We start from the raw sequence: 20,055 nt of genomic DNA on the forward strand, positions 1-20,055 counted from the left end.
GCGTGACGTGAGGTGGGGGAGCCATGATCGACGGACCGTACCTGGTGCTGGTGGTGGTGGGCGTGCTGGCGACGGCATTGATGGCCGGCGTCTTCTGCGCCTTCTCGGTGCTCGTGATGCGCGGACTCGCCGCGCTGCCGCCCGCGCAGGGCGTCGCCGCGATGAACGCGATCAACCGGGCGGCGATGACACCGGCGTTCATGGTGGTGTTCCTCGGGGCGTCGGTGGTGTGCGCGGTGCTCGCGGTCGTCACCTTCGTGCTGTGGCCGCGGGAGGGCACCGTGGAGCTGCTGCTGGGCAGCGCGTTGTATCTGTTCGGGGCGTTCGGTGTGACGGCGGCGGCGAACGTGCCGCGCAACGACGCGCTGATGGGGCACACGACGGGCTCCCCGGAGGCGGCCGCGTACTGGCCGTCGTATCTGCGGGAGTGGACGCGGTGGAACCACATCCGGACGATCGCCTCGACGGCATCCGCCCTGGCGTACCTGCTGGCGCTTGTCTGAGTCCGACCCCGCCCGCCGTACGGCTCGCCGCCGGCCCTGCGCGTCTGCCCGCCCTGCGCGTCAGTCCGCCCGGACGTATCGTGGCCGGAGGATGTGCCGCCCCGTGGCGCACGGCCTGTCGTACGCGACGCGAGGAAGACGGCCATGGCCGATCCCAAGGGATTCATGACGACCCCCCGCCAGGACTGGCCACGCCGGCCCGTCGAGGAGCGGGTGCGGGACTGGGACGAGGTGTGCGTCCCCGGGGCGCTGTTGCCGATCGTCAGCAAGCAGGCGGACCGGTGCATGGACTGCGGCATTCCGTTCTGCCACCACGCCTGCCCGCTCGGCAATCTCATCCCCGAGTGGAACGACCTGGTCTCCCGCGAGGACTGGCGGGCGGCGAGCGACCGGCTGCACGCGACGAACAACTTTCCCGAGTTCACCGGGCGGTTGTGCCCGGCGCCGTGCGAGTCGGGCTGTGTGCTGGCCATCGACCAGCCCGCCGTGACGATCAAGAACGTCGAGTGTGCGATCGCGGACCGGGCCTGGGAGGAGGGGTTCGCGCCGCCCCGGCCGCCCGAGCGGCTGTCCGGCAGGACGGTGGCCGTGATCGGCTCCGGACCCACCGGGCTCGCCGCGGCCCAGCAGCTCACCCGGGCCGGGCACACCGTCGCCGTGTACGAGCGGGACGACCGGCTCGGCGGGCTGATGCGGTACGGCATCCCCGCGTTCAAGATGGAGAAGCGCCATCTGGAGCGGCGGCTGGAGCAGATGCGGGCGGAGGGCACGAAGTTCCGCACGTCGACGGCCGTCGGGCGGGACATCGGGGCCGTCGACCTGCGGTCGCGCTACGACGCGGTCGTGATCGCCACCGGGGCCACGGCGTGGCGGGAACTGGACGTGCTCGGCCGGGAGTTGACCGGGATCCAGCAGGCGATGGAGTACCTCCCCCTGGCCAACCGCGTCTGCGAGGGTGACCTGGAGAGTTCACCGCTGTCGGCCGCCGGGCGGCACGTCGTGATCGTCGGCGGCGGGGACACGGGTGCGGACTGCCTGGGCACGGCGGTGCGGGAGGGCGCCGCCTCCGTCACCCAGCTGGACATCTACGGCCGGCCCGGCGCCGAGCGCGACGAGGACGCCGAGCCGTGGCCGACGTACCCGAAGACCTACCGCCTGTCCCCCGCGCACGAAGAGGCCCGTGACCTGCGGACGGCACCCGAGGCGGACGCCGACGCGCGGCTGTTCGCGGCGTCGACGCTGCGCTTCACCGGGGACGCGGAGGGGCACGTGCGGTGGCTGCACCTGGTCGATGTGGACGCGCACCGCCGTCCGCTGCCCGGCACCGAACGACCCGTGCCCGCAGATCTCGTCCTGCTCGCCCTCGGCTTCACGGGCCCCGACCGGCACGACGGCCTGATCGACCAGCTCGGCCTGGCTGTGGACGCGCGCGGCACGATCGCCCGGGACGCGGACTTCGCGACGAACGTCCCCGGCGTGTTCGCCGCCGGAGACGCGGCGCGCGGGCAGTCGCTGATCGTGTGGGCGATCGCGGAGGGCCGGGCGGTGGCGGCCGCGGTCGACCGCCACCTGACGGGCAGCACCCGCCTCACGTCACCGATCGGCCCGTACGACCGCCCCCTGACCGCGTAACCGTGAAAGGCGCCACCACCGGCCGGTCAGGGCTTGCGCGCCACCGCCCCGTAGCCCGGAATCACACCGTCGTCCTGGCCCGGCACCGGACCCCCGAGTTCTGGGTGCCACCGGTGGACGACCTCGACGCCGGGGTCGACGAGTTCGAGCCCGTCGAAGAACCGGGCGAACTCCTCCCGGGAGCGCAGCGCCAGCGGGACACCGGCGGCCTTGAGCTTGGCCGTGGCCGCCGCCGACTCCTCCGGCGTGAAGTCGGCGGTGGCGTGGGTCATCATCAGGTAGCTGCCGGAGGGCAGTTCGGCCAGCAGCCGGCCCACCAGCTCGGGCGCACCGTCCTCTTCGGGTACGAAGTGCAGCAGCGCGACCAGGGACAACGCCACGGGGCGGGAGAGGTCGAGGACCTTGGCCGCCCCCTCCATGAGGGTGGCCGGATCGCGTACATCGGCCTGGAGGTACCCGTGACCCCCTCGGGCGTGGTGCGCAGCAGGGCGGCGGCGTGGGCGAGCACGATGGGGTCGTTGTCGCAGCAGACGACGCGGGCCTCGGGGGCGATGCGCTGGACGACCTGGTGCAGGTTGGGCTCGGTCGGTATGCCGGTGCCGACGTCGAGGAACTGGCGGATCCCCGCTCCGGCCAGCCACCGGGTGGCGCGGTGCATGAAGGCGCGGTTGACCCGGGCCATCACCGGCACCCGGGGTTCGAGGGCCGGCATCTGCCGGCCCATCTCCTCGTCGGGTAGTTGTCCTTGCCGCCGAGGTACCAGTCGTACATCCGCGCGGGGTGCGGCTTGCTGGTGTCGATCTCGACGGTGCCCTTGCGGTCCCGCCCGGTCATACGACGCTCCGTAAGCGTCTGGCGTGGTGAGGGAAGCAGTGAGTGATCAAGCGCGTGCCAAGATCTCGTACCAGGATCAGGAAGTGGGGAAAAAAAGCAACAGACGGGTTCAGGACAGCAGGAAGTCCGCCGCCCCCGCCTTCGCGCCCTCGATGAACGCGGTCATCTCGTCGGAGGTGTAGATCAGGGCCGGCCCGTCGGGGTCGGTGGACTGGCGGACGGCGATCCGTCCGTCGGCGAGCTTCATCGCCTCCAGGCAGTTGCCGCCGTTGCCGCCGCTCCACGGCTTGTGCCAGCCCTCGCTGCCCAGTTCCCGCGCGGGCATGCCGTTGTATATCCCCTCGGCGCGGACCCGCGGGGACGTCGTGTGATCCATTCACAGCTCCTTGCGGAGATCCTGCAGGATCTCCTTCGTGCGATGTGCCGTCGCGGCATGTGCCGCCATGCGGTCCATGACCTCGAGGTGGGCGGCCACCTCGGGGCGCGCGTCGAGATAGACCGCGCCGGTCAGGTACTCGCTGTAGACCATGTCCGGGAGTTCCGGCATGGCGAATCGGAAGAGCACGAACGGCCCGTACGTGCCGGGGTGCGGACCGGCGGAGAACTCGGCGACCTGCAGCGTCACCTGGGGCAGCTTCGTGGCCTCGAGCAACTTGTCGATCTGGGCGCGCATCACCGCCGGGCCGCCGACCGGGCGGCGCAGGACGGTTTCGTCCATGACGACCCACAGCCGGGGGGCGTCCTCACGGGTGAGCAGTTGCTGGCGTTGCATGCGCAGGGCGACGTGCCGCTCGATGCCCTCCGGCCGGGTCTGGCCGATGGCGCCCGAGCGCAGCACACCGCGCGCGTAGTCCTCGGTCTGCAGCAGTCCGGGCACGAAGTGCGGCTCGTACTGGCGGATCAGCGACGCCGCGCCCTCCAGGCTGACGTGCAGGGAGAACCAGCCCGGCAGGATGTCGTGGAAGCGCTGCCACCAGCCGGGCCGGTTGGCGTCCTCGGCGAGCTGCACGAAGGCCTCGGCCTCGTGGTCACCGACGCCGTACGCCTTCAGCAGCAGCTGGAGGTACGGGATCTTGAGCGCGACCTCGGCCGTCTCCATACGGCGGATGGTGGCGGGGGCGACGCGGAGGATGCGGGCGGCTTCCTCACGCTTGAGCCCGGCGCGTTCCCGCAGGTCCAGCAGGCGCCGGCCGAGGACGACCTGTCCCACGGTCGGCGCGGACCGCGGTTCGCTCACGCTCCACCTCCAGCAAGCGGCTCACCCGACGAAAGCATGCTGACAGCCCTGCGGCGCCATTCGAAGATCCATTCGAAGGCGGGCAGACCTCCGGCGATCCGAACTGGCGCCGCTCGACGTGCTGACGCGAGCAGTGTGCCATGACCTGTGCAGCCAGCACATCACACTCTGCACTTTCCAGAGTGACTCTTGCCAAGTGTTCCCGGCGGGGCGATAGTGGCAGGCGTGATTCCGTCCGCGCCCTTAGGAACAGACGCCGCCGCAGACCCGATCGGTCTCGGTGCCGCCGCGGGAGCGAACCCCCTGGGGAGCGCTGCCGAGCGCCGGTTCCGGTTCGAGCTGGCCGCACACCCGGGTTCCCCGGCGCGGGCCAGACGCCTGACGCGGGCGCGGCTCACCGGCTGGTCGGTGGGCGAGGACGCCTGTGACACCGCGGCGCTGGTCATATCCGAGCTGGTCACCAACGCCATCGTGCACACGGCGAGCAGCCGCGTGGTGTGCGAGCTGCACGACCACGACGACACCGTGCGCATAGCCGTGCGCGACGAGGGCTGTGCGCCCGGCGACCCGCATCCGGCCCCGCCGCGCGGCGAGGCGGAACACGGGCGAGGACTGCTGTTGGTCGACGCCGTGTGCCGGGCCTGGGGCGCCCAGGAGCACGGACCCGGACTGCTGGTGTGGGCCGAGGTGCCACGCCAGGCCGGCACGCCGGGCACCCCCGGAGAGCCGCGCAACGACCTGGGCTGGGGCAGTCGCCCCAAGCCGGGCCCGGCCAGCTCCGGAGACAACGGCGACGGCGACGGCGACGGCGATGAGGGGAAGACCGGCGCCGGGCAGATGCACCACGCACCGGACGGTCCGCGCGCGGCCGGGCCGGGCGGCCACTCGAGGGGGAGGCCGTGAGCGCTGGACCCGGCCGCGGCCAGGCACTGACCATGAACACGCTCGTCCAGCTCAACCGCCGTCTGCACACGCCTGCGGCACCTCGCCGGCTCACCCTGCCGGAGGGCATGACCGCCCCGCTCGGCTGCGACGCCGTGGCCGTCCCGGCACGCTTCGGCCCCCTGCTCCTGCCCCGCCTGCCGCGCGTCGGCTGTGTGTACGCCGATGAGGCGCACTGGTGGTGGATCGTCCCGTCCGACTCCGACTACGCGGTGGAATGGCCCGCCCCCGCGCAGTACGCCACCGGCGCGGTCCTGCCCGACTCCGGCGCCCCGCACGCCCCCGGCCTCATCCACCGACCGGACGACACCGTTCCGTACACCCCGCCGATCCCGCTCTACCTTGCGATGTGCCGCCTGACGGACACGGTCCCGAGCTGGTCGCGCCCGGTCAGCGCGTAACGCCGACGGCGGCCCTGCGACTCCGCGCAACTCCGGCTGCCCCGGCACCGACGGCCGGCTCCTCCCGATCCACGCGCCCCCCGTGCGCCGCACACCGCACACCGCACCAGGCGGCCGAGGCCGACATCGACGAAGCCCGCGCCCGCCTGAAGTGGGACGAGGCCCGCCGCATCGGCGCGCCCGGCGTGCGCTGCAACGCGCCCTGTGCGCGCTGCGCCCCGCGCCCCTCGGCCGCCCCGGCGTGCGCCCGCGCGCTGCGCCGGGCGGAAGCCCCTGCGCCCGCACCCCCCGTCCCCCGCTCTGCGCCCTCCCCGGCTCCCCCCGCCCCAGGGATAGTGACCGTCTGACCGGAGCCGGGGAGGCCATGTGGGTCACAAGCGCGACGCCGCCGAGCGTGAGGTGTCGGAGTCGGAACGGCTGCTGTTCGGCGGGCCGCTGCGTTACGACATGGGCTGGAACCAGCACGTGGACGCGTTCTTGGAACTGAACCTGCGCGCGATGGTCACCCGGCTGCCCGCCCTGCTCGGCTCCAGCCTCCGCCTCGCCCGCCAGGCCGACCGCAGGGCCACCCGCACGGTGCTGCTCGCCGAGTCCGGCCGCGGCCTCGGCCAAGCGGTCAGTCTGCTGGCGGTCAACAGCCTGCTGAGCCGGCTGCTCGGCGACGGCACGCTGGAGGCACGCCTGCGCGGCGCCGCCCCGGCACTGGTCGCGCTGTCCGCCGTACTTCTGCTCTCGGCGCTGCTGCGCGCGGCGTCGACGTACGCCACCGGAAGCCTGGAGCCCAAGGTGGAGCGGGTGGCCACGGAGCTGTACCTGGAGCGGGCGGCGAACGTGGAGCTGTCCGCGATCGAGGACCACGCCTTCCACAAGCTGCTGGACACCGCCCAGTACGGCGCCTCCTCCGCCCGCCGGATGATCATGTACGGCACGCGCGTGGTGAACGCCGTCATCTCGCTGGTCGCGGCGGCCGGCGTGCTGACCGTGCTGCATCCGGCGCTGTTGCCGCTGCTGGTCACGATGACCCTGCCGAGCGCCTGGAGTTCGCTGACCAACGCGCGGCGCCGCTACGAGTCCTTCCACACCTGGGTGCAGCACGCCCGGGCCGGGCACCTGATCAGCGGTCTGCTGACCGAGCCGCAGGCCGCGCCGGAGATCCGCGTGCACGGCGTGGGCCCGTTCCTGCTGCGCCATTTCCGCGCGATGTCGGAGACCGCGGAGGCCGAGCAGGCCCGCCTCGCCCGGCTCGCCGCCCGCACCGGGCTGATCGCGGCGACCTGGACGGGTCTGGCGACCGTGGCGACATACGGCACGCTCGGCGGGCTGCTGCTGAGCGGAGCGATGGCGCTGTCGGTGGCGGGCACGGCGGTGGTCGCGATCCGCAGCGGCTCGACGAGCCTGAACACCCTGGTGCTGGAGATCAACGAACTGCACGAGGAGGCCCTGTTCGTCGGCGACCTGGAGCGGCTGTACGCCGAGGCGGCCGAGCGGGCCATTCCGGTCGGCGGCGTGCCCCTGCCCGAGGACCCGCGGGAGGTCCGCTTCGAGAACGTCACGTTCCGCTACCCGGGCGACGCGACCCGTCCCGCGCTGGACGACGTCACGCTCGACCTCCCCCTCGGCCGGATCGTCGCGCTCGTCGGGGAGAACGGCTCGGGCAAGACGACGCTGGTCAAGCTGCTCGCGGGACTGTACCGGCCGGACGCCGGACGGATCCTGTGGGACGACGTGGACGCCGCCCGCGCCGACCGGCGGCTGCTGGCCGAGCGGGTGGCGATGGTCGCGCAGGACTTCAAACGGTGGCCGTTCACGGCCCGGGTCAACGTGGCCATCGGGCGTTCCGCCGCCCCGCTGACCGAGGAGCGGCTGGCCGCCTCGATCGCCCAGGCCGGCGCCGAGGACGTGGTCGCGGACCTGCCGCGCGGCCTGGACACGCTGCTGGCCAGGCACTTCTCCGGCGGCCACGAGCTGTCCGGTGGCCAGTGGCAGCGCCTCGGCATCGCCCGGGCCGCCTACCGGCGCGGGCGCATCCTGATCGTGGACGAGCCGACGGCGGCCCTGGACGCCCGAGCCGAGGTGGAGGTCTTCGACAAGATCCGCGCCCTGGCCGCCGCGGGGCAGACGGTCGTCCTGATCACGCACCGGCTGGCGTCGGTGCGCCACGCGGACCTGGTGCACGTCCTGGACCAGGGCCGCCTGGTGGAGAGCGGCACCCCGCAGGAGCTGCTGGCCAAGGGCGGGGTGTACGCGGAGCTGTACGCGCTCCAGGCGGAGCAGTTCACGGTGAAGGTGCCGGGGGCGGCGGCGCCGGAGCCCCCGAGGACCACGGAGACGACGGTGCCCGCCCCGAGGAGTACGGGGGCGGGCTGACCGGTGGCATGTGGCGCCGTCGCCATGCGGAGGGGTCGTCCTGCGGAGCGGTCGCCATGCGCAGCGGTCGTCACTCCATGGCGTCCGCGCCCCGGACGATCACGAGGAACGTGTCTGTCGTGAGGTCCATGACAACCTCGGCCGCCAGACCCTCCTGTCGCCGCGCTTGCGCGAACTCCTCCGCAGGCCACGATCCGCGCGGCCCACCTGCGGGAAAGCGTTCGAGCACGGTTCGCCCGTTCACCATCTCGCACCTCCACAAAGTGTTTGTCCGTGTAGGAGTTAACGCCCTGTGGAGGCCTGACGGCTCGCTCAGTGACCCGACTGAGACGTAGGTGACACAAGTTCACCCCGGACCGTGAGATTCCGTGCACGGACCGCACGCGTCCGGTACGAAGCGTGTCAGTCCTCGTACTCGTCGTGATACCGCACCGGCACCCTCGCCTCCTGTCCCCCGATCGCCGTGAGGTCCAGCAGACTGCCCGTGGAGCCGATGTCGTCGACTTCACCCTCGGGCGTCGAGTAGGTGTGGAAGATCCGGTCCCGCCCCCGCAGGAAACAGCTCAGCCCCGGCCGCTCGGCGAGCGAGCCGTCGCCCTGCTCCACGGTCACCTCGAAGTCCTGGTTGAAGTCCGTCTCGTGCGACGAGTACCAGGGCACGGTCCACCCCATCCGCGCCTTGAAGGGCAGGATCCGGGTGAACGGCGCCCGCGACACCACCGCGAACGACGTCCCCCTCGCATGGAGATGGGCAAGTTGCCCCACTTGGTCCAGTAATGCGGAGCAGCGTCGGCAGCCGCCCTCCCACTCCGGTGCGAACATGAAGTGGTGGACGAGGAGTTGGTCACGCCCCTCGAAGAGGTCGAGCAGGGTGGCCTTGCCGTCGCCGCCCTCGAAGACGTACTCCTTGTCGATCTCCACCATCGGCAGCCGGCGCCGCTCCGCGCTCAGCGCGTCACGCGCGCGGGTGACCGCCTTCTCCTTGACCAGCAGTTCCTCGCGCGCCGCGCGCCACTGCTCGCGCGAGACGACCTCCGGAAGCGACATGAGCCCTCCTGTGCAACGGTCCGTTCCCAGGAGGTGACCGAGGGTCGGTGCGGAACTCATCGGTGCGGGAGGAAAAATTCTGGAACCGAGGAGGCGACCGCGCGCCGGTCGAAGGTGTCATGCTCGCTCAGTTCGTCGAGTTCGCCGAGGAGTTCGGCGAGTCGGCGCTCGTGCCGCGGGCTGAGCCGTCCGGTGTCGTCGAGGTGGACCGCGCAGGCGGTGGTGGTGTCGACGAGGCGTTCGAGGACGGTGGCGACCTCGCCGGTGCCCGCGGTGTGCCGGGCCAGCGGGGGCAGTTCGGCGGCGGCGAGTGCGCTGGCGGTGCGGGCCTCGGCCAGGGCGCGGTAGGCCTCTCGGCGCAGGGCCCAGCGCATGGTGCGCGAGCCGGGGTCGGTGAGGACGTGCATCAGGTAGGCGTCCGCGGCGTCTGCCGCCACGGCGAGCCGGTCGCGCACCGTGCCGCCCCGCTTCCCGGGCATCGGCAGATGGCCGACGATCAGCACGATCGCGCAGGCCAGCAGCGTCTCCCCGATCCGGCTCAGGGACGCCTGCGGCTCGCCGCCCACCATGACCAGCCCGAGCACCAGGACGGTGACGACCGCGGTCTGCGCGGCGAAGTGCCGTGCCGCGACGGGGACGAGCGCACCGCACAGGGCGACGAGGACAACGAGCCCGGCCGGCCGGGGCAGTACGGCGGCGAACGCTGCGAAGACGAGGGCCCCGAGCACCGTCCCGGCGGCCCGGCACAGCACCCGCGACGCCAACGGCCCGAGGTCCGGCTTGACCAGGAAGACAGCGGTGGCGGGCAGCCAGTACCAGTGGCTGTGCTGTCCGTACCAGTGCGTGCGGTGCAACGCCTGCGCCACGGCGGCCGCGGCGCCGAACGAGACCGCCACCCGCAGCCCGTACTCGCGCCCGCCGGAGCCGACGGCGGCCCGCAGCAGTTGCCGTGCCGTCCGCCGCCGCGCGGGCAGCGCGGTGCCGTGCCCCCGGTCGAAGACCTCGGCGGCCTGCAGCAACGCGTGGTCGAGCGCACGCAGTGCGGGCTCCGCCCGGCTCGGTGCGGGCAGCGGCCCGGTGGGGGTGTTGTCCCGCACCGCGGCCGCGAGCCGACGCGGCCCCGCACCGGCCCGCGTCCCGACCGGCTCCCCGGCCCAGGCCAGCGCCGTCGCGGCCTCGGCGAGCGGCAGGGCGGCGGTGTACTGCGCGTGCAGCCGCCGCTCGGCGGCGCAGGAGGCGTACCGCCGCAGCCGGGGGCCGGACAGGCAGTCCTGCGCGTGGTCCAGAGCGGCGGTGAGGGCGGCCCGCCGGGAGAGGGCGAGCGGTCCGCCGACCGCGTCGAGCAGTTCGGCGATCGCGTCATAGACCCGGGCGACGGCGGCCCGCTCCCCGTCGAACCGGAAGTCCTTTCGGAGATACGGCCGGACAGCCGGCCGGGTATCCCCGGCGAGCGATCCCGGTGTGGGCAGCGCGAGCCGCAGCGTCAGCAGCCATCCGGCGCCGGCGAGGAAGCAGAGTGCACGCAGCCAGCCGCTCTCCGGCAGCGGCATCCCGGCCCCCACCGCCGCCGCGGCAAGCACCTGCATCGCCGCCGCCGAGGCGACCGGCCCGACGGCACTGGTCCCACCGGCGACCAGCCCGAGCCCGGTGAGCACGGCGGTGAGCAGGACGGGGCCGGCGTACTGCCCGGCGTACGTCCCGACGAGCAGCCCGGCGGCCCCCGCGAGCGCGGGCACCCCGATCCGCTCGACCGAGGCCCGGCGGCTGCCGGGGCGGTCGTTGATCCCGGCGAACATGGCGGCGAGGGCGGCGACGACACCGAGCGACGTACGGCCGGCGGCGAGCGCCCCGAGCAGCAGCGGGCCCGCCGCCAGGGCTCCCCGCGTGACCGCGCTCCAGGGCACCGGTCCTCGCTGGACTCGCAGGGCGTGGGCGAGCCAGGGCGGAAGGGTGAAGGTGGCGGGGCGGGACACGGGGCTCCTGTTCGGACGAGGGCGGGGTGTGCCTTCGGGCGACGGTGGCCGAGTGGGTGTGCTCCCACCGTAGATCGGGTTCTTGGAGGGGAGAGGACAGTCGTGTTTCAGCCAGGTGACAGTTCCGGCCGGCCGGGTCCCGCTCGGTCCTCTCGGACGCCGGGCGATGCGTCGGGATCGTCGCCGGTTGAGCGCGGGGCGCCGCGACGGGGACCCGCCGGTTCAGCGCAGTGCGCTCAGGAAGAGTTCCTCGGCGCCTGCGACAGCCGCGGCCAGCCGGCCCGGTTCCGGTTCGAGGCCGGCCAGCAGGCCGTCGATCCCGCGCAGGCCCGCCCGTTCCAGCAGCCGCTTGTCGTTGGTGACCCACTCGCCGCGCGCCGCCATCACCGCGTGCCCGGCCTGTACGGCGGCGGTGGCGACGGCCCCGGCCACCTCCGTCAGGCGTGCGGCCGGGGCGTGGTTGTCGCGGGCGTAGGCGAGGGTGAGGCGGGCGCAGCCTAGCCAGTGCTCGCGCGCGGTGTGCCGCAGCGGTTCCGGGTAGGCGGCCGGCTTCGGCAACTCACCGCGCAGCACCTGGTTGACGGCCAGCTCCGCGACGACCAGGTAGGTGGGGATGCCGGCGAGGTGGAAGAGGAGCGGCTCCACACGGAAGCGGCCCTGCTCCGCCTCGGCCAGTTCGTGCTCGACGACATCCAGGTCGCGGTAGTGGACGTCGACGCGGCGGCCCTCGACGGTCAGCCACGCGCCGCCGTTGAAGACACCGCCGCCCCAGCCGCCGACCTCCGACACCTCGCCCTCCCAGCCGACCGCGCGCAGGTCGGCGGGGTCGAAGGGGCCGCGGTAGTAGACGGCCAGGTCCCAGTCGCTGTCGAGCCGGTGCGTGCCCTGCGCCCGCGAGCCACCGAGGGCGACGGCACGGACGGTGGGAAGGGCGGCCAGACGGTCGGCGGTGCGGTCGAGGAAGACGTGGTCGGAGACGGACGGCACGGGTGCGGCTCCAGCGGGCGAAGGGCCGGGGGGAGGGTGCGCTCGGGGGGTGGGGTCGGGGTCGGGCGCAGCGTACGCGGGGTGTGGCGGGTGCGCGAGGCAATTCATCAGGCGCGGGTGGCCACTTCCGCCGCTAGGCCCTGTCGTTTGGATCAGGCCGGCTGTGAGGTGCGGCGCCTTTCGGCCGCCCCGAGCGGGGTCTGGTGCGTGCAGCTGCAAGGCGGAAGAGGGCGCCAACGCGGTGGGGGTTCCCCCTGCTCGAAGAGCTCGGGGGAGTGCGTGCCAGACCCCGCGACGCCGGGATGATCCAAACGACAGGGCCTAGATCACGCTCCACGGTGCAGCACCAGTTCGGGGACGAAATCCGCCCGGCTGAACGACGTCACCCACGGCACCAGGTACGTCACCCGGCATACGGCAACCCGGCTGCCCGCGCCGCCGTGCGCAGAACGTCCCGCAGCATCTCGGGAGTGAGCCGCCCGGTGAAGGTGTTGCGCTGGCTGACGTGGAAGCAGCCGAAGAGCTGGAGCGGTGCCCGGCCTTCTCCACCCTCCCCGCCCCCTCCGCCTTCCACTCCGGTCCCGCCGTTCCCGCCGTTCCCGGCGTCAAGCGTCACCCTGGCGCCGTGTGCGAAGGCCGGCCGGGGACGGGGCACCGGCCAGCCCGCCTCGGCGAACGCCGGCAGCGCGGCCTGCCAGCCGAACGCGCCGAGCACCACCACCGCCCGCAGCGTCGGACGCATCAGCGTCAGCTCCTGCACCAGCCAGGGCCGGCAGGTGTCCCGCTCCTGCGGCGTCGGCTTGTTCGCCGGCGGCGCGCAGTGGACCGGCGCGGTGACCCGCACCCCGTACAGCTCCAGTCCGTCGTCCGCACTGACCGCCGTCGGCTGCGAGGCCAGCCCCACGTCGTACAGCGCCTGATACAGCACGTCGCCGGAACGGTCCCCGGTGAACATCCGCCCGGTCCGGTTGCCGCCGTGCGCGGCAGGCGCGAGCCCGACGATCAGCAGCCGCGCATCGGCCGGTCCGAACCCGGGAACGGGCCGCCCCCAGTACGTCCAGTCGGCGAACGAGGCCCGCTTCGTCCGCGCCACCTCCTCCCGCCAGGCGACAAGCCGCGGGCAGGCCCGGCAGCCCGCGATCCGCCGGTCGAGTTCGGGGAGGCCGGAGGGAGTGCTGGGGGTCATGGCACCACGGTATGCCGGGGGCCGGAAACCCGTGGGGCACACCCCGTGCGGCGAGCTAAGGTCGAGGACATGGTTGCTGAAGGTGCGGACCACGAGACGACGGATGCGACGGGCCCTGACGCGGAATCGTCGGCTGCCGCGGCCACGGCGGAGGCCACCGCCGTCACGCAGGGGGCTGCCGTTCCCGAGATCGCCGCTGGGCAGGAGACCGCCGATCCGAAGATCGCCGCTGCCATCGCCGCCGCCGAGGCTGCCGGTCCCGCTCCCGGGGAGTCCGTCCGCATCGACAGCTGGATCTGGGCCGTACGTCTGATCAAGACCCGTTCGCTCGGAGCCACCGCCTGCCGGGGCGGCCATGTGCGGGTGAACGGGGAGCGAGTGAAGCCGGCGTACCACGTGCGCGTGGGCGACGAGGTGCGACTGCGGAGCGAAAACCGGGAACGTGTCGTGGTCGTCAAGCGCCTGATCCGTAAGCGGGTCGGAGCGCCCGTGGCCGTCCAGTGCTACATCGACAACAGCCCGCCGCCCCCGCCCCGCGAGGCCGTCGCCCCCGCCGGCATCCGCGACCGGGGCGCTGGCCGCCCCACCAAGCGCGACCGCCGCGAGCTCGAACGCCTTCGGGCTCTGCGCGGCCTGCCGAGCCTGGGCGGCCCGGGACCGAAGCCGGGTGGCGGTGGCGGAGGATCCGGGCACCGGTGACAGGGGCCCCCCGCCTTGAGCCGGGGCCACTCCCCTCGTCGCCTCACGCCCCGCGTCGCAGCATGGCCACCAGGTCGGCGTTGCGCTGTCGGCGGGCCCAGGCTATGAGGGCGAGCGGCACCAGCAGGATCAGTGGGGTGGCCGCGTTCTGACCGTCGAAGACGGTCACCTGGACGATGAACGCGCCCACCATCAAGGCGCTCAAGGACACCGCCGCGACCGACTGCAGGACCGGGACCAGCAGTGCTATGGCCCCCGCCAGCTCCAGCAGACCGATGGCGTACATCCCCGCGCTGCCCCAGCCGATCCGGTCGAACGATTCCACCGCCGTGGGGTGCGCGATCAGCTTCGGGAGCGCACTGGCAAAGGCGTAGAACAGCGCGAGCAGCACCTGCACGGTACGCAGGGCGATCCGGGCATACCGACGGCGCTTGGCCGTGGGGGTCGTCGGGATCGACGCCGTGCCGGCGGGCGCCGCGGTGGCGAGGGAGCCGGCGGGAGCGGTGGTCTCGGACATGAGGTCTCCTGGTTTCGCGTTCCTTGTGATGCACCCGTACAGACCCCGTGGAGCCCCGAAACTCATCGGCCCGGTGTGCACCTGCTTCAGCTCCATGCCCGTCCAACGGCCCGCTCCCGCACGGCCGTTCCCCCACGCCCCCTGTTCACCCGTTCGAGCGAAGGCCCTTCGTTCGTGGGCGGAGAAGCACCTCGCTCGAGGTGCCGGCGGCCCTCCGTTCGCGACCGAGCGGAGGCCGCTTGGTGAACGTCCCGGGCCGGAGTACGTTGCTGGGAGGAGTGGTGATCGGGATGCGTACAGGCAGTGAGCCGACGACAGCACGCAGTGCGCTGCGGATGCGCTTCTGGCTGAGCGTGTGGGGGCTGATCTGGGCGATCGCGGGCACGGTCGGGTTCGCGCTCGCCGGGCGACCCGGCTGGGCAGCGGCGTGCGGTGTGCTGTGGCTGGTGGTCACCGTCGACATGGCGGTGATCCTGCGGCACATACGGCAGGGCCCGCACTTCCAGCCGGGCCCCGACATCCCGCCCTACCGGCCGCCGGAACACCGCCGGCCGTGAGCCGAGGCCGCCTCACGCGTCGAAGCGCGCCGCCTTGAGGTACCGCGGGTTCGGGTCCAGCGCGGCCGCCAGCCGGAAGTGCCGTCGGGCCTGGTCGTCGCGGCCCTGTCGTTCGTAGGTGCGGGCGAGCGCGAAGTGGGCGTAGGCGTTGTCCGGCTCCCGCTCCAGAACGATCGTGAACTCAAGTTCTGCGGGACGCAGTTGCGCGGCGGCGAAGAAGGCACGGGCGCGCAGCAACCGTGCGGCGGTGTTCTCCGGGTGCGCGGCGATCACCGAGTCGAGCAGCTTCACCGCGCCCCGCGGATCGCGGGCGGCGAGCAGTTGCTCGGCGGCACGGAAGTCGATGACGTGTGTCTCCGGAGTACCTCCGGTCGAACCGCTGGTCTGGGGCACGGAAAATTCCTTCCCTCACTCGAGGGCTTCAACGCCCCGACCGAGTACCCCTATTCCAGCGGCGACAGCGGTGACCACAACGGCTGCGGTGATCGCGGTGATTACGATGAGCGCAACTCCTGCGACTGCTGTGACCGAACTGCGCCCGCCAGGCCCACCGCGTCCGCCGCCGCTACTGCGGCCGTCCCGGTCGCTACCGAGCCTCCCGCGCCCTGCGTGCCAGCTCCGCCCAGACCTCCCGCACGCGCGCCTGCAGCTGCTCCAGTGGCACGTCGTTGTCGATCACGATGTCGGCGATCTCCCGGCGCTTCTCCCGTGAGGCCTGTGCGGCCATGCGTGCGCGGGCGTCCTCCTCCGTCATGCCGCGCAACCGCACAAGCCGGTCGAGTTGCGTGGCGGGGCTCGCGTCGACGACGACCACGACGTCGTACAGCGGGGCCAGGCCGTTCTCAGTGAGCAGGGGGACGTCGTGGACCACGACGGCGTCCTTCGCCGCGGCCTGTTCCAGCTCGCGGGAGCGGGCGCCGACCAGTGGGTGCACGATCGCATTCAGCACGGCCAGCTTCTCGGGGTCGGAGAAGACGATCGAGCCCAGCTTGGGACGGTCTAGGCTGCCGTCGGGCGTGAGCACCTCGGGCCCGAAGGCCTCGACGACCGAGGCGAGGCCGGGCGTGCCCGGCTCCACGACCTCGCGGGCGATGCGGTCGGCGTCGATCAGCACGGCCCCGCACTCGACGAGCAGCCGCGACACCTCGCTCTTGCCGGCACCGATGCCGCCGGTCAGGCCCACTGTCAGCATGAGCGGAAGCTTAGGGCCTGCCGCCGACGGCGGATGCGGCGGAGGTCAGTTGTCGCCCTCCCGTTCGGCGAGGAAGCGCTCGAACTCGCGGCCGATCTCGTCCGCGGAGGGGATGTCGACGGGCTCGGCCAGCATGTTGCCTCGGCTCTCCGCGCCGGCGGCGGCGTCGTATTGGTGCTCGAGCCCCTGGACCAGGGTGGTGAGCTCCTCGTCGCCCTCTCTGATCTGGCGGTCGATCTCGGTCTGCGTGCGGTGGGCGTCGTTGCGCAGGGAGTGCGCGATGCTCGGCAGCACCAGGCCGGTGGCGGCCGTGATGGACTCCAGCACCGTGAGCGCCGCATCCGGATAGGGCGAGCGGGCGATGTAGTGCGGGACGTGCGCGGCGACACCGAGAACGTCGTGGCCGGCTTCCATCATCCGGTACTCGACGAGGGCCTCGGCGCTGCCGGGCACCTCGGCCTCGTCGAACGGGCTGCTGTGGCCCGGGACGAGGTCGGTGCGGTTGCCGTGCGGGGTGAGGCCGACCGGGCGGGTATGCGGGACGCCCATGGGGATGCCGTGGAAGTTCACCGACAGGCGGACTCCGAGCCGCTCGACGATCTGCCGCACGGCGGCGGCGAAGCGTTCCCACTCGACGTCCGGCTCGGGCCCGGACAGCAGCAGGAAGGGCGCGCCGGTTGCGTCCTGGACGATCCGGACGATGATGTCCGGCTCCTCGTAGTCGGTCCAGCGGTCGCGGCGGAAGGTCAGCAGCGGGCGCCGGGCGCGGTAGTCGACCAGCCGGTCGTGGTCGAAGCGGGCGACGACCTGGTGGGGCAGCGAGTCGAGGAGCCGTTCGACGATCTGGTCGCCGGTCTCCCCCGCGTCGATGTATCCGTCGAAGTGGTAGAGCATGACAAGTCCGGCCGACTCCTGGGCGAGCGCCATGTCGACGACGGCCAGCCCCTTCGGCTCCCACGTGTACAAACCCTGCGGATCAAGCACAGTGACCGCTCCTCCTCGTGTCCGTAGACAACAACGAGGAACGGAGCGTGAGCATTCCCGCGATCACGCCCACGCACAACCGGCGATCATGAAAGCCCGGAGTGCGGACGACGCCATCCCGGTGCGCGCAACACCGCACCGGGCACGAGGCACCAGGCGGACGCCAACGCGCACGACTGAGGGGCCGCACCTCGAAAGGTACGGCCCCTCAGCTACCGACTAACCCTCAGCGGCAAGCGTTCAGCTCTGGCCGCCGGCCAGCTTCTCGCGCAGTGCCGCCAGCGCCTCGTCCGACGCCAGGGCGCCGGAGGTGTCGCCACCCTCGGAGGAGTACGAGCCACCACCGGTCGCGGCGGGAGCGGCAGCCTCGCCACCCTCGGCTGCGGCCTTCTCGTCCGCCTCGCGGGACTTGATGACCTGCTGCTGGTGCTGCTCGAAGCGGGACTGCGCCTCGGCGTACTGGCGCTCCCACTCCTCGCGCTGCTTCTCGTAACCCTCGAGCCAGTCGTTGGTCTCGGGGTCGAAGCCCTCGGGGTAGATGTAGTTGCCCTGGTCGTCGTAGGACGCGGCCATGCCGTACAGGGTCGGGTCGAACTCGACCGCCGACGGGTCGGCACCGAAGGCCTCGTTGGCCTGCTTCAGCGAGAGGCTGATGCGGCGGCGCTCGAGGTCGATGTCGATGACCTTGACGAAGATCTCGTCGTTGACCTGGACGACCTGCTCCGGGATCTCCACGTGGCGCTCGGCCAGCTCGGAGATGTGGACCAGACCCTCGATGCCCTCGTCCACGCGGACGAACGCACCGAACGGAACCAGCTTCGTGACCTTGCCGGGCACGACCTGGCCGATCTGGTGGGTGCGGGCGAACTGCTGCCACGGGTCTTCCTGGGTCGCCTTCAGCGACAGGGAGACGCGCTCTCGGTCCATGTCGACGTCGAGGACCTCGACCGTGACCTCCTGGCCGACCTCGACGACCTCGGAGGGGTGGTCGATGTGCTTCCAGGACAGCTCGGACACGTGGACCAGACCGTCGACGCCACCCAGGTCCACGAAGGCACCGAAGTTGACGATCGAGGAGACGACGCCGGAACGGACCTGACCCTTCTGCAGGGTGGTGAGGAACGTCTGGCGGACCTCGGACTGGGTCTGCTCCAGCCAGGCACGGCGGGACAGGACCACGTTGTTGCGGTTCTTGTCCAGCTCGATGATCTTGGCCTCGAGCTCCTTGCCCACGTAGGGCTGGAGGTCGCGGACACGGCGCATCTCGACGAGGGAGGCCGGCAGGAAGCCACGGAGGCCGATGTCGAGGATGAGACCACCCTTGACGACCTCGATGACGGTACCGGTGACGATGCCGTCCTCTTCCTTGATCTTCTCGATGGTGCCCCAGGCGCGCTCGTACTGGGCGCGCTTCTTCGAGAGGATCAGGCGGCCTTCCTTGTCCTCCTTCTGGAGAACAAGGGCTTCGATCTCGTCGCCGACCTTGACGACCTCGTTGGGGTCGACGTCGTGCTTGATCGAGAGCTCGCGGCTCGGGATGACACCTTCGGTCTTGTAACCGATGTCGAGCAGGACCTCGTCCCGGTCGACCTTCACGATGACGCCGTCGACGATGTCGCCGTCGTTGAAGTACTTGATCGTCTCGTCGATCGCGGCGAGGAAGGCTTCCTCGTTACCGATGTCGTTGACCGCAACCTGCGGGGTGGTGGCGGTGGTCTCGGTGCTGCTCGTCATGTGGGAAAGGGCTCCGGTACGGACGGTGAGTCGTAGGTACTGCTTACGCCGGGAGCCCGTTTCGCTCTGCAGAAGGCCGGACAGCCAAGGAAGCGCCACACTTCGAGCACCAGGTGCTCCGTGGCGCCTCGAGAACCGAGGGGACATACATACAGATGCGAGCGCAGCCTGCTACGTCTGAGGTGCGCAGGCCCGCAGCGCAACTTGTAGCATACGGGGGCAGCCGGGCAGGGTCAATGCGCGAAGCCGCACACCAGGGGCGGATCACCGCATTTCCGGCACAAATCCTGTCTCGCGAGGCCACACGGGCCGTATGGGCCCCGTCATGACACCCCAGGACGGGCTGGTTTCGAAGAGTACGACGAGGGAGCCGATCATCCAAGAGTCCGTATCCGCCCAGTCCTCCCCCGCCGGGCCCGACGCCGATGCGGAGGCCACACGGCGCGCCGCCGGGGTCACCGAGAGCCTCCGCGCCAACCGGGGCTGGTGGGACCGCAACGCCGACGAGTACCAGACCGAGCACGGCACCTTCCTCGGCGACGACCGCTTCGTGTGGGGGCCCGAGGGCCTGGACGAGGTGGAGGCCGAGCTGCTCGGCCCGCCGGAGGAGCTGAAGGGCCGGCACGTGCTGGAGATCGGCGCCGGCGCGGCCCAGTGCGCGCGCTGGCTGGCCGCACAGGGCGCGCACCCGGTGGCCCTGGACATCTCCCACCGCCAGCTCCAGCACGCGCTGCGGATCGGTTCCTCTTTCCCCCTCGTGTGCGCGGACGCGGCCGTGCTGCCGTTCGCGGACGCCTCCTTCGACCTGGCGTGCTCGGCGTACGGGGCGCTGCCGTTCGTGGCCGACCCGCGGCTGGTGCTGCGGGAGGTGCGGCGCGTTCTGCGGCCGGGCGGGCGGTTCGTCTTCTCCCTCACCCATCCGATCCGCTGGGCCTTCCCCGACGAGCCGGGCCCGGAGGGGCTGACGGTCGCGGCGTCCTACTTCGACCGCACGCCCTACGTCGAGCAGGACGAGGACGGCAACGCGGTCTACGTCGAGCACCACCGCACGCTCGGCGACCGGGTGCGGGACGTCGTGACGTCCGGCTTCCGGCTGGTGGACCTGGTCGAGCCCGAGTGGCCGGACCGGAACACCTCGGAATGGGGCGGCTGGTCGCCGCTGCGCGGGCATCTGATCCCGGGCACGGCGATCTTCGTCTGCGAACGGGACTGACACCCACGCGTCTGCGCCGGTACTGAGGAAGCGGAGTTGTCCACAGGCCC

Annotated in this window: 19 protein-coding genes and 1 pseudogene; 8 read left to right on the plus strand and 12 right to left on the minus strand. The window is 72.2% G+C overall.

Annotated features, from left to right (window positions below; translation table 11 throughout):
• Window positions 1-23 precede the first annotated feature (23 nt).
• Window positions 24-503 (plus strand): anthrone oxygenase family protein, encoded by a 480-nt coding sequence (locus AB0J12_RS27125; protein ID WP_363267041.1) that lies wholly within the window; start codon window positions 24-26, stop codon window positions 501-503.
• Window positions 504-647: 144 nt separating this feature from the next.
• The gene (locus AB0J12_RS27130; RefSeq protein WP_363267042.1) at window positions 648-2,135 is read left to right on the plus strand and encodes a glutamate synthase subunit beta; all 1,488 of its coding nucleotides are present in this window, start codon (window positions 648-650) and stop codon (window positions 2,133-2,135) included.
• A gap of 26 nt (window positions 2,136-2,161) precedes the next feature.
• On the opposite strand, the pseudogene AB0J12_RS27135 reads toward AB0J12_RS27130, so the two are convergent.
• The 3 genes and pseudogenes from AB0J12_RS27135 to AB0J12_RS27145 form a co-directional block, all read right to left on the minus strand.
• Window positions 2,162-2,969: pseudogene (locus tag AB0J12_RS27135) on the minus strand (SAM-dependent methyltransferase).
• Between the two features lie 109 nt (window positions 2,970-3,078).
• The gene (locus AB0J12_RS27140; protein WP_363267043.1) at window positions 3,079-3,345 is read right to left on the minus strand and encodes a DUF397 domain-containing protein; all 267 of its coding nucleotides are present in this window, start codon (window positions 3,343-3,345) and stop codon (window positions 3,079-3,081) included.
• Window positions 3,346-4,206, minus strand: a complete 861-nt coding sequence (locus AB0J12_RS27145; RefSeq protein ID WP_363267044.1) for a helix-turn-helix transcriptional regulator — start codon at window positions 4,204-4,206, stop codon at window positions 3,346-3,348.
• A 216-nt stretch (window positions 4,207-4,422) separates the two neighbouring features.
• Between AB0J12_RS27145 and AB0J12_RS27150 the strand changes: the two genes are divergently transcribed.
• The 3 genes from AB0J12_RS27150 (at window position 4,423) to AB0J12_RS27160 (ending at window position 7,916) form a co-directional block, all read left to right on the plus strand.
• On the plus strand, window positions 4,423-5,109 hold the full coding sequence (locus tag AB0J12_RS27150; RefSeq protein ID WP_363267045.1) for an ATP-binding protein: 687 nt from the start codon (window positions 4,423-4,425) through the stop codon (window positions 5,107-5,109).
• Window positions 5,110-5,141: 32 nt separating this feature from the next.
• The gene (locus AB0J12_RS27155) at window positions 5,142-5,549 is read left to right on the plus strand and encodes a hypothetical protein (RefSeq protein WP_363267096.1); all 408 of its coding nucleotides are present in this window, start codon (window positions 5,142-5,144) and stop codon (window positions 5,547-5,549) included.
• A gap of 366 nt (window positions 5,550-5,915) precedes the next feature.
• A complete protein-coding gene (locus tag AB0J12_RS27160) occupies window positions 5,916-7,916 on the plus strand; it encodes an ABC transporter ATP-binding protein (RefSeq protein ID WP_363267046.1) in 2,001 nt (666 codons plus the stop codon).
• Between the two features lie 402 nt (window positions 7,917-8,318).
• On the opposite strand, the gene AB0J12_RS27165 is transcribed toward AB0J12_RS27160, so the two are convergent.
• From AB0J12_RS27165 to AB0J12_RS27180, 4 genes are all read right to left on the minus strand, one after another.
• Complete coding sequence (locus AB0J12_RS27165) at window positions 8,319-8,963, minus strand: DUF899 domain-containing protein (protein WP_363267047.1); 645 nt, start codon at window positions 8,961-8,963, stop codon at window positions 8,319-8,321.
• Window positions 8,964-9,019: 56 nt separating this feature from the next.
• A complete protein-coding gene (locus AB0J12_RS27170; protein ID WP_363267048.1) occupies window positions 9,020-10,936 on the minus strand; it encodes an FUSC family protein in 1,917 nt (638 codons plus the stop codon).
• Between the two features lie 222 nt (window positions 10,937-11,158).
• Complete coding sequence (locus AB0J12_RS27175; RefSeq protein WP_363267049.1) at window positions 11,159-11,923, minus strand: nucleotidyltransferase domain-containing protein; 765 nt, start codon at window positions 11,921-11,923, stop codon at window positions 11,159-11,161.
• 403 nt (window positions 11,924-12,326) lie between these two features.
• On the minus strand, window positions 12,327-13,109 hold the full coding sequence (locus AB0J12_RS27180) for a uracil-DNA glycosylase (RefSeq protein ID WP_363267052.1): 783 nt from the start codon (window positions 13,107-13,109) through the stop codon (window positions 12,327-12,329).
• A 69-nt stretch (window positions 13,110-13,178) separates the two neighbouring features.
• On the opposite strand from AB0J12_RS27180, the gene AB0J12_RS27185 reads away from it, so the two are divergent.
• Window positions 13,179-13,808 (plus strand): RNA-binding S4 domain-containing protein, encoded by a 630-nt coding sequence (locus AB0J12_RS27185; RefSeq protein WP_363267054.1) that lies wholly within the window; start codon window positions 13,179-13,181, stop codon window positions 13,806-13,808.
• Between the two features lie 43 nt (window positions 13,809-13,851).
• On the opposite strand, the gene AB0J12_RS27190 is transcribed toward AB0J12_RS27185, so the two are convergent.
• Window positions 13,852-14,325: a DoxX family protein gene (locus AB0J12_RS27190; protein ID WP_363267055.1), complete on the minus strand. Its 474-nt coding sequence runs from the start codon at window positions 14,323-14,325 to the stop codon at window positions 13,852-13,854.
• Between the two features lie 290 nt (window positions 14,326-14,615).
• On the opposite strand from AB0J12_RS27190, the gene AB0J12_RS27195 reads away from it, so the two are divergent.
• A complete protein-coding gene (locus AB0J12_RS27195) occupies window positions 14,616-14,882 on the plus strand; it encodes a DUF6343 family protein (protein WP_363267056.1) in 267 nt (88 codons plus the stop codon).
• Window positions 14,883-14,894: 12 nt separating this feature from the next.
• Here the strand turns inward: AB0J12_RS27195 and AB0J12_RS27200 are convergent, their stop codons facing one another.
• From AB0J12_RS27200 to rpsA, 4 genes are all read right to left on the minus strand, one after another.
• Window positions 14,895-15,275 (minus strand): tetratricopeptide repeat protein, encoded by a 381-nt coding sequence (locus tag AB0J12_RS27200; RefSeq protein ID WP_363267057.1) that lies wholly within the window; start codon window positions 15,273-15,275, stop codon window positions 14,895-14,897.
• A 193-nt stretch (window positions 15,276-15,468) separates the two neighbouring features.
• The gene (gene coaE / locus AB0J12_RS27205; protein WP_363267058.1) at window positions 15,469-16,074 is read right to left on the minus strand and encodes a dephospho-CoA kinase; all 606 of its coding nucleotides are present in this window, start codon (window positions 16,072-16,074) and stop codon (window positions 15,469-15,471) included.
• Between the two features lie 45 nt (window positions 16,075-16,119).
• On the minus strand, window positions 16,120-17,058 hold the full coding sequence (locus AB0J12_RS27210; protein ID WP_363267059.1) for a PAC2 family protein: 939 nt from the start codon (window positions 17,056-17,058) through the stop codon (window positions 16,120-16,122).
• Window positions 17,059-17,298: 240 nt separating this feature from the next.
• Entirely contained in the window at window positions 17,299-18,792 is a 1,494-nt protein-coding gene (gene rpsA / locus AB0J12_RS27215) for a 30S ribosomal protein S1 (protein ID WP_363267060.1), read from the minus strand.
• Between the two features lie 325 nt (window positions 18,793-19,117).
• On the opposite strand from rpsA, the gene AB0J12_RS27220 reads away from it, so the two are divergent.
• The gene (locus AB0J12_RS27220; protein WP_363267061.1) at window positions 19,118-20,005 is read left to right on the plus strand and encodes a class I SAM-dependent methyltransferase; all 888 of its coding nucleotides are present in this window, start codon (window positions 19,118-19,120) and stop codon (window positions 20,003-20,005) included.
• The last annotated feature ends 50 nt before the right edge of the window (window positions 20,006-20,055 follow it).

The organism is Streptomyces sp. NPDC049915, from assembly GCF_040656475.1.
In the GTDB taxonomy this organism is placed as follows: domain Bacteria; phylum Actinomycetota; class Actinomycetes; order Streptomycetales; family Streptomycetaceae; genus Streptomyces.

Bases quoted from the DNA above. Each gene is read 5' to 3' on its own strand.
- AB0J12_RS27125 (WP_363267041.1), top strand. From the start codon at position 24: ATGATCGACGGACCGTACCTGGTGCTGGTGGTGGTGGGCGTGCTGGCG.
- AB0J12_RS27130 (WP_363267042.1), top strand. From the start codon at position 648: ATGGCCGATCCCAAGGGATTCATGACGACCCCCCGCCAGGACTGGCCA.
- AB0J12_RS27140 (WP_363267043.1), bottom strand. From the start codon at position 3,345: ATGGATCACACGACGTCCCCGCGGGTCCGCGCCGAGGGGATATACAAC.
- AB0J12_RS27155 (WP_363267096.1), top strand. From the start codon at position 5,142: ATGAACACGCTCGTCCAGCTCAACCGCCGTCTGCACACGCCTGCGGCA.
- AB0J12_RS27165 (WP_363267047.1), bottom strand. From the start codon at position 8,963: ATGTCGCTTCCGGAGGTCGTCTCGCGCGAGCAGTGGCGCGCGGCGCGC.
- AB0J12_RS27180 (WP_363267052.1), bottom strand. From the start codon at position 13,109: ATGACCCCCAGCACTCCCTCCGGCCTCCCCGAACTCGACCGGCGGATC.
- AB0J12_RS27185 (WP_363267054.1), top strand. From the start codon at position 13,179: ATGGTTGCTGAAGGTGCGGACCACGAGACGACGGATGCGACGGGCCCT.
- AB0J12_RS27190 (WP_363267055.1), bottom strand. From the start codon at position 14,325: ATGTCCGAGACCACCGCTCCCGCCGGCTCCCTCGCCACCGCGGCGCCC.
- AB0J12_RS27195 (WP_363267056.1), top strand. From the start codon at position 14,616: ATGCGTACAGGCAGTGAGCCGACGACAGCACGCAGTGCGCTGCGGATG.
- coaE (WP_363267058.1), bottom strand. From the start codon at position 16,074: ATGCTGACAGTGGGCCTGACCGGCGGCATCGGTGCCGGCAAGAGCGAG.
- rpsA (WP_363267060.1), bottom strand. From the start codon at position 18,792: ATGACGAGCAGCACCGAGACCACCGCCACCACCCCGCAGGTTGCGGTC.
- AB0J12_RS27220 (WP_363267061.1), top strand. From the start codon at position 19,118: ATGACACCCCAGGACGGGCTGGTTTCGAAGAGTACGACGAGGGAGCCG.